The 6,069-nt window shown below is 38.0% G+C and carries 6 protein-coding genes; 4 read left to right on the plus strand and 2 right to left on the minus strand.

Going from position 1 to position 6,069, the window contains the following annotated elements:
• Positions 1-80 precede the first annotated feature (80 nt).
• The 3 genes from ACEYX7_RS10300 to rtcA all read left to right on the plus strand — a co-directional run bounded on the left by ACEYX7_RS10300 (position 81) and on the right by rtcA (position 2,329).
• A complete protein-coding gene (locus ACEYX7_RS10300; protein WP_374900542.1) occupies positions 81-584 on the plus strand; it encodes an LA2681 family HEPN domain-containing protein in 504 nt (167 codons plus the stop codon).
• A 2-nt stretch (positions 585-586) separates the two neighbouring features.
• Complete coding sequence (locus tag ACEYX7_RS10305; RefSeq protein WP_374805476.1) at positions 587-1,042, plus strand: DIP1984 family protein; 456 nt, start codon at positions 587-589, stop codon at positions 1,040-1,042.
• Between the two features lie 255 nt (positions 1,043-1,297).
• Positions 1,298-2,329 (plus strand): RNA 3'-terminal phosphate cyclase, encoded by a 1,032-nt coding sequence (rtcA, locus tag ACEYX7_RS10310; protein WP_374805475.1) that lies wholly within the window; start codon positions 1,298-1,300, stop codon positions 2,327-2,329.
• A gap of 58 nt (positions 2,330-2,387) precedes the next feature.
• Here the strand turns inward: rtcA and ACEYX7_RS10315 are convergent, their stop codons facing one another.
• Positions 2,388-3,260: a substrate-binding periplasmic protein gene (locus ACEYX7_RS10315; RefSeq protein ID WP_374807167.1), complete on the minus strand. Its 873-nt coding sequence runs from the start codon at positions 3,258-3,260 to the stop codon at positions 2,388-2,390.
• Positions 3,261-3,568: 308 nt separating this feature from the next.
• Entirely contained in the window at positions 3,569-3,910 is a 342-nt protein-coding gene (locus ACEYX7_RS10320; protein WP_374805229.1) for a HopJ type III effector protein, read from the minus strand.
• A gap of 131 nt (positions 3,911-4,041) precedes the next feature.
• Between ACEYX7_RS10320 and ACEYX7_RS10325 the strand changes: the two genes are divergently transcribed.
• Positions 4,042-5,649, plus strand: a complete 1,608-nt coding sequence (locus tag ACEYX7_RS10325) for a tetratricopeptide repeat protein (protein ID WP_374805230.1) — start codon at positions 4,042-4,044, stop codon at positions 5,647-5,649.
• Positions 5,650-6,069: the final 420 nt, after the last annotated feature.

Below are 6,069 nucleotides of genomic sequence, written 5' to 3' on the forward strand. Positions count from 1 at the left end.
ATTGGGCATCAGTAAGTGTTAGTCTATTCATATAATCAGAATAACTGATTTTCTTTGTATGTCAACACACCCTAGATAAAATTGCTGTTGCGGTTGCAAATTTATTCGATATTAAGCCAAATAGCAATCATTTCTATTTTCAGAATTTTTGGCAACTAGACAACCCAAGTAGGCTAAAAAAATTTGAAGATTTAAATAACAAAGGTTTAATTGCTCTTTATAGTATTGCTTGTGACTTAAATGTTAATAAAAAACATCAGGATAAAAATGGAAGCTTTGCAAACTACAAAGAATGGCGTAATAAACTTGAACATAGTTACCTTGTAATATACAGGGGTGAAATACCAATAGATATTTTTGAATCAAGAAAATATTTAAATGAAATGGAGTATGTTGAGGAAACAGAATTTCTTAAAAGTTTTGAAAATATTTTACAACTAACCCGTTCAGCTATTTATTCATTCGTATTTTCTGTTCGGGAAAAAGCAATTAGAGAAACTGAAGCTTTCGACACGAAAAGTGGAGTAAAGTGTCCTACACTTCGACTTGAAAGAAAAAATTTTAAACAAACTGAGGAGAGTTAAACATGAAACTCGCAGAAGCATTATTATTGCGTGCGGATTTACAAAAGAAACTTGCCAGTTTAAAGGCACGTATCGACCGCAATATTCAGGTGCAAGAAAACGAAACACCTGATGAAAATTCGCAAGAATTGATGATTGACGCCCAACAAGTTAATGATCAATTACATGATTTAATTGCAAAAATTCACCGTACCAATGCCCATACCATGATTGGCAATCATACCTTGATGACGGTATTGGTTGAGCGTGATAAACTGGTAGAACGCCATAAAATCGTGATGTCAGCACTCAACGCAGCACGTCGCAATAACGACCGTTATAGCAACCGTGAGATCAAATGGGTGGTGACCATTCCTGTCAAAGCCTTGCAAAAGCAAGCCGATGATATTAGCGAAAAAATTCGTACAATCAATAATACCATTCAAGCCAATAACTGGCAGATTGAGCTGATGGAATAAGCATTGTACACAACGGTTTGGACATACTGGGCGAAGGTCAAGACCCCCGATACGCCATAGCAAGGGGTTGAATAAATATTGTTGTGGCACAATGCTTGGTACGCATAGAGAGTGATGGTTTGCGTGTAGTTCGACTCTACATTTATCTTTAATACTCAGCACCTTGCACCACTTAACTCGGCTTAATCGCTGATGTACACTTTAGATTTTACTACCCGATCTTGACAGTATGTTCATTTTTATTTTGAGAACAATATGAAAAATTTATCCAAAGACAAATATTTATCGATTGATGGCTCATTCGGTGAGGGCGGTGGGCAGATTTTGCGTACTGCTTTATCCTTATCAATGATTACAGGCACACCGATACATCTTTACAATATTCGTGCAGGACGCAAAAAATCAGGCTTACTGCGTCAGCATTTGGTCTGTGTACAAGCATCACAGATGATTAGCCATGCCGAAGTCACTGGGGCAAGCCTTGGCAGTACAGAGATTTATTTCCGTCCACAAGCGGTCACGGCAGGCACGTTTGAGCTGAATATTGGCTCGGCAGGCAGTACCTTTTTGGTATTACAAACCTTATTGCCAGCGTTATTGTTGCAAAATAGCCTATCGACCATTCGCATTCAAGGTGGTACGCACAACCCGATGGCACCGACCGCAGAATTTATCCAACAATGCTTTGTGCCAGCACTCGCCAAAATGGGCGTGAATATGACCGTCCGCTTAGAGCAAGCAGGCTTTGCCCCGATTGGTGGCGGAAAAATCCATGTGGAAATTCAACCATGGACACAGCGTTTGTCTTATCAAGTATTGCAAACAGGTGAATTATTGGCATTAAATGCCTTTGCAAACTGTCTAAATTTAGATAGCAATATTGCCGTGCGTGAATTAATCACTTTAAAGCATAAATTGCAGTTAAATCACACATCACAATATCAATTGGACGGTATCAGCCAAGGCAATTGCTTATATGTGCAAGCAGAATTTGAACATCACAGCCAAATTTTTACCGCACTCGGTGAGCATAAAAAGCCAAGTGAAAGCATTGCCAATAAACTTGCCAAGACGGTAAAACAATATCTTGCCAGTGATGCGGTGGCGGATGAATATTTGACCGATCAATTATTATTGCCGATGGCATTAGGTCAAGGCGGACGTTTTACTGCACAAATGATCAGTGAACATAGCCGAACGCAAGCGGATATGATTATGCGATTTTTGGATGTGAAGATTGCTTTTGAGAAAAAAGATAAACATGATTTGGTTAGGGTAACGGTCTAAATAAGCAATGAAAAATCCGCTATACAAGCGGACTTTTCAATTTAGATAAAAAGAAAAATTACTTTTTCCCCAACCATTTTTCTTCAATTTTTTGCATTTCGCCATTGCTTAAAATTTTATCAATCCCAGCATTGACTTTTTGTGTGACCTCATCATTGCCTTTTTTGAGTAAGATGATCTGTTGAGATGTTGGCACATCTCGTCCTTCATAGGCTACGATTTTGACTTTCATCTCTGGATATTGCTTGGCATTGTAACGGAATACTGGCTCATCATAGGCAATTGCATCGACTTTATCAGTCATCAAGCCACGGAACATCAAAAATGGCGTATTAAATTCGGTCAAGTCTTTACCGCCTATGGCTTTGAATTGTCCAGCCATGATACTACCTTTAATGGTACCAAGTTTAATATTTTTAGCATCATTAAGATTTTTGATATCAGCATGGTCACTTTTCCACATCATCGCTGCTGGATTAAAGAAATAAGGGTGAGATAGATTATAGGTAGTATTACGTGAATCACTATATGAAATACCCGACGCTGCCAAGTCAAATTTACCCGTTTCAACATTACGGAACATATCTGCCCAAGGCATACTATAAAACTGTACTTTAAACCCACCTGCTTCACCGATCGCATGTATCGCATCAATATCTAATCCCATTAATTTGCCATGATCATCCATAAATGAAAATGGTGGATTGGTATCGCTGGTGGCGACTTTGTAGGTTGGGGCATTGGCAGGTAATTTGCTGACAAAAGTATCTGCCTTTGTCGTTGCTACGGTGCTATCGGTATTATTAGTACCAGTTGCACTTGCAGTGCTATTTGTCGTTGCCGTATTTGAGTTACTTGGATTGGTTGTAGGTTGGCATGCGACCAATGTCATTGCAGAGAAAATGAGAGAAAGTTGAAATGATAATTTCATAGCAGAAATTCCGTTTACTTACTAGAGAGCTAATAACTTCATGCTATGCGTATAAATTTTAAAAGTCAAATATAAAAGAAATATGATTAATTGGAAAAAATTATTATTTTGGCTTTTTTAATAAAAATTAAGATTAATGTCATGATTTAGACTGATAAAAAGTGATTTAGTCGACTTTTTTTATAGTAATGTGAACGGGATGTATAAATAAAAAGAGACTGTTTTACTTAATTTTAAACAAAAAAAATAAAGTACCCACAATCATGTAAGGCACTTGATAATTTTAAAAATGTGATAGACTATACATTTTATTTCTTAGTCAAAGCAAAACCATCAAAGTTTACCCCAGCCCAGCCATGTTGCATAAATTGGCGGATATTTTGATGGTCAGTTTGTTCTGGCGTTGCCAAAACACTTTGATAATGTTCAGCAAATAATTTTAAGGTATCTTTTTGATTTAAATGATGTAATTTGGCAAAACTTAATACTTTGGCACTGCCTTGATTTTGTTCAACGGTATTATGTTGTTCACCATTTTGAAAGGCAGTCGGCTGATGCTGATAATTTTGCTCAATCAATGCCAATACATCGGCAAATTTTGCTTGTCCTGCATCAAGCTTTTGTAATAGGGTATCAATTTGATTTTTCATAAAAAAATTCCAAAAAATAAGCAATAATTACTTAAATTAGCAATAAAAATTGTGCAAAACAATAGCAAGATTGTGACGAAAACGCTAAAATAACCACATCTATTTATGAATTTTTTGATTTAGGTCACATTATGTCAAAGCAAACCAAAGTAACTGCAAAAGCAAAACCACAGCCAAAAACGGGGAAAACCGATAAAGTACAAAAGCCACACGCTGAAAAAGAGCAAAAAGCGACTAAAGATAGTAAAACCAGTGCGAAGGTTGCTACAGCAGACGTAAAGCAAGCCGAACAAGCAACCCAAAGCCAAACCACACAAGCTGAATTTGAAAAACAATTACGTCAAAAAGCTGAACAAGGCGATGCACAAGCCTGCTTTGATTTGGTTGAATATGCCGAGAAAATCGCACCAGCACAAAATATGCTAGAAGCTCAAAACCGTGTCAATTTATTGGTACAAGCTTCAAACAAAGGCGTAGGCGTAGCAAGTCTATTGCTTGGGCGTTGGTATTTGCAAGGTCACTATGTCGAAAAAGATGCAGTCAAAGCAATTTTATTCTTTGAACATGCAGGTATTCAGGGTCAATCTTATGGCTACTACCAATTGGCAGAAATGTTCCAGACAGGTGCTGGCGTACCAGCAAACCTGAAAAAAGGTGCAGATTATCTACAGAAAGCGGTATCAATGAATAACGCTGATGCAATCCTGACCTATGCAACCCAAGTTTTGGCACAAGACCCAGCACAGGCTTTCCAAATCGTTGCAGACAATGCTGTAAAAAATAATCACGTAAACAGCTTGGTATTCTTGGCAGACCGCCCAGAGTTCGATGAGCAAAAAGTATTAGACTTCTTACACAAGTATGAAACGGGTAATCCTTTTGTACAAAGCCTATTAGCAGTACGTTATGTACAAAAAGGCGAGCTAGAAAAAGCATTACCTTATGCTGAGTTTGCGACCGCTAATGATCATCCATTGGGTACGTATACGCGTAGTCTCATCGAATTTAACCTTGAAAATGGTGATCAGCAACTTGCAGAGCAATTAATGGTTAAAGCTGCACAATTGGGTCATACCGAGGCAGCCTATCGAGTTGGTGCGGATTTATTACAATTGGCAAGTCAGCAAGAAGATTTCCAAGAAGCGGATCGTATCCTACCACAAGCGTTGAATTTCATTGCTCATGCGGCACAGCAAGGTTTTTCACCTGCTCAATATTCTTTGGGTCAATGTTGGTCACAAGGTTTGGGCGTGGAACAAAATGTACAAGAAGCAGTAGCATGGTTTGAGCGTGCAGCCCGTCAAGGCAATGTCGATGCGATGTTTAGTTTGGCAATGCACTTACCAATGGAACATGAAGCGCATTTGCCTTGGTTAGATGCTGCAGCACAAGCAGGTCATCCAAAAGCATTGCTATGCCGTGGTTTGTACGAGCAACAGCAACAACGCCCACAGCAAGCCATGGAATGGTTTAACCATGCCAAAGAGCGTGGCGATGTGCGTGCGGACTTTATGCTTGGCATGGCATATCTCAAAGGCGAAGGCGTAGAAACGGACAGCAAACGTGCGGTTGAGCTACTCAATCAAGCAGGCGAAAAAGGCGATGTCGATGGTTATTTTGCCCTGTATGAAGCCTATCGTGATGGTGTGGGCGTGCGTAAAAACAAAAAATCTTTGGCGAGGTATCTAAAACTTGCCAAAGAAGGTCAGCATCCAAAAGCATTGGATATTGAAGAATAATTGATTTTTTAATTTTAGCTTTAGAAAGAAATGCGAGTTTTATGCTCGCATTTTTTTGTTTTAAATGATCATTCTTAAATCACTGTAAAAGCCATAATAACGCCAAAGAAATATCCATTTTAAAAATCTAATGCCAATTAAATTAATCAGGAATACCCCTTATTTTTGGTAATTCAAACATTAGGCGATGATCTTCTAAGCGTTTTCTTGCCCTTTCTAATAAAACCAATATATGTTCTTGATTAACAAAAAACTCATGATACTCATCTTCGCTAATTTCATAATATTCGTCATATTCAGCTAGGAAAAGTTTAACTGGAAAACAAAAATAATATTTTTCTGTATATAATAGACCTCTTTCGAAAATGTAAATTTAGCGATTAACTTGCCAATTTATAAATCCTGCCACTAATTTCATTC

This window comes from Hubeiibacter jixunmingi (assembly GCF_041928215.1).
Lineage (GTDB): Bacteria > Pseudomonadota > Gammaproteobacteria > Pseudomonadales > Moraxellaceae > Acinetobacter.

Excerpts from the sequence above, each read along its gene's own strand:
- ACEYX7_RS10305 (WP_374805476.1), top strand. The coding sequence starts at position 587 with ATGAAACTCGCAGAAGCATTATTATTGCGTGCGGATTTACAAAAGAAA.
- rtcA (WP_374805475.1), top strand. The coding sequence starts at position 1,298 with ATGAAAAATTTATCCAAAGACAAATATTTATCGATTGATGGCTCATTC.
- ACEYX7_RS10315 (WP_374807167.1), bottom strand. The coding sequence starts at position 3,260 with ATGAAATTATCATTTCAACTTTCTCTCATTTTCTCTGCAATGACATTG.
- ACEYX7_RS10320 (WP_374805229.1), bottom strand. The coding sequence starts at position 3,910 with ATGAAAAATCAAATTGATACCCTATTACAAAAGCTTGATGCAGGACAA.
- ACEYX7_RS10325 (WP_374805230.1), top strand. The coding sequence starts at position 4,042 with ATGTCAAAGCAAACCAAAGTAACTGCAAAAGCAAAACCACAGCCAAAA.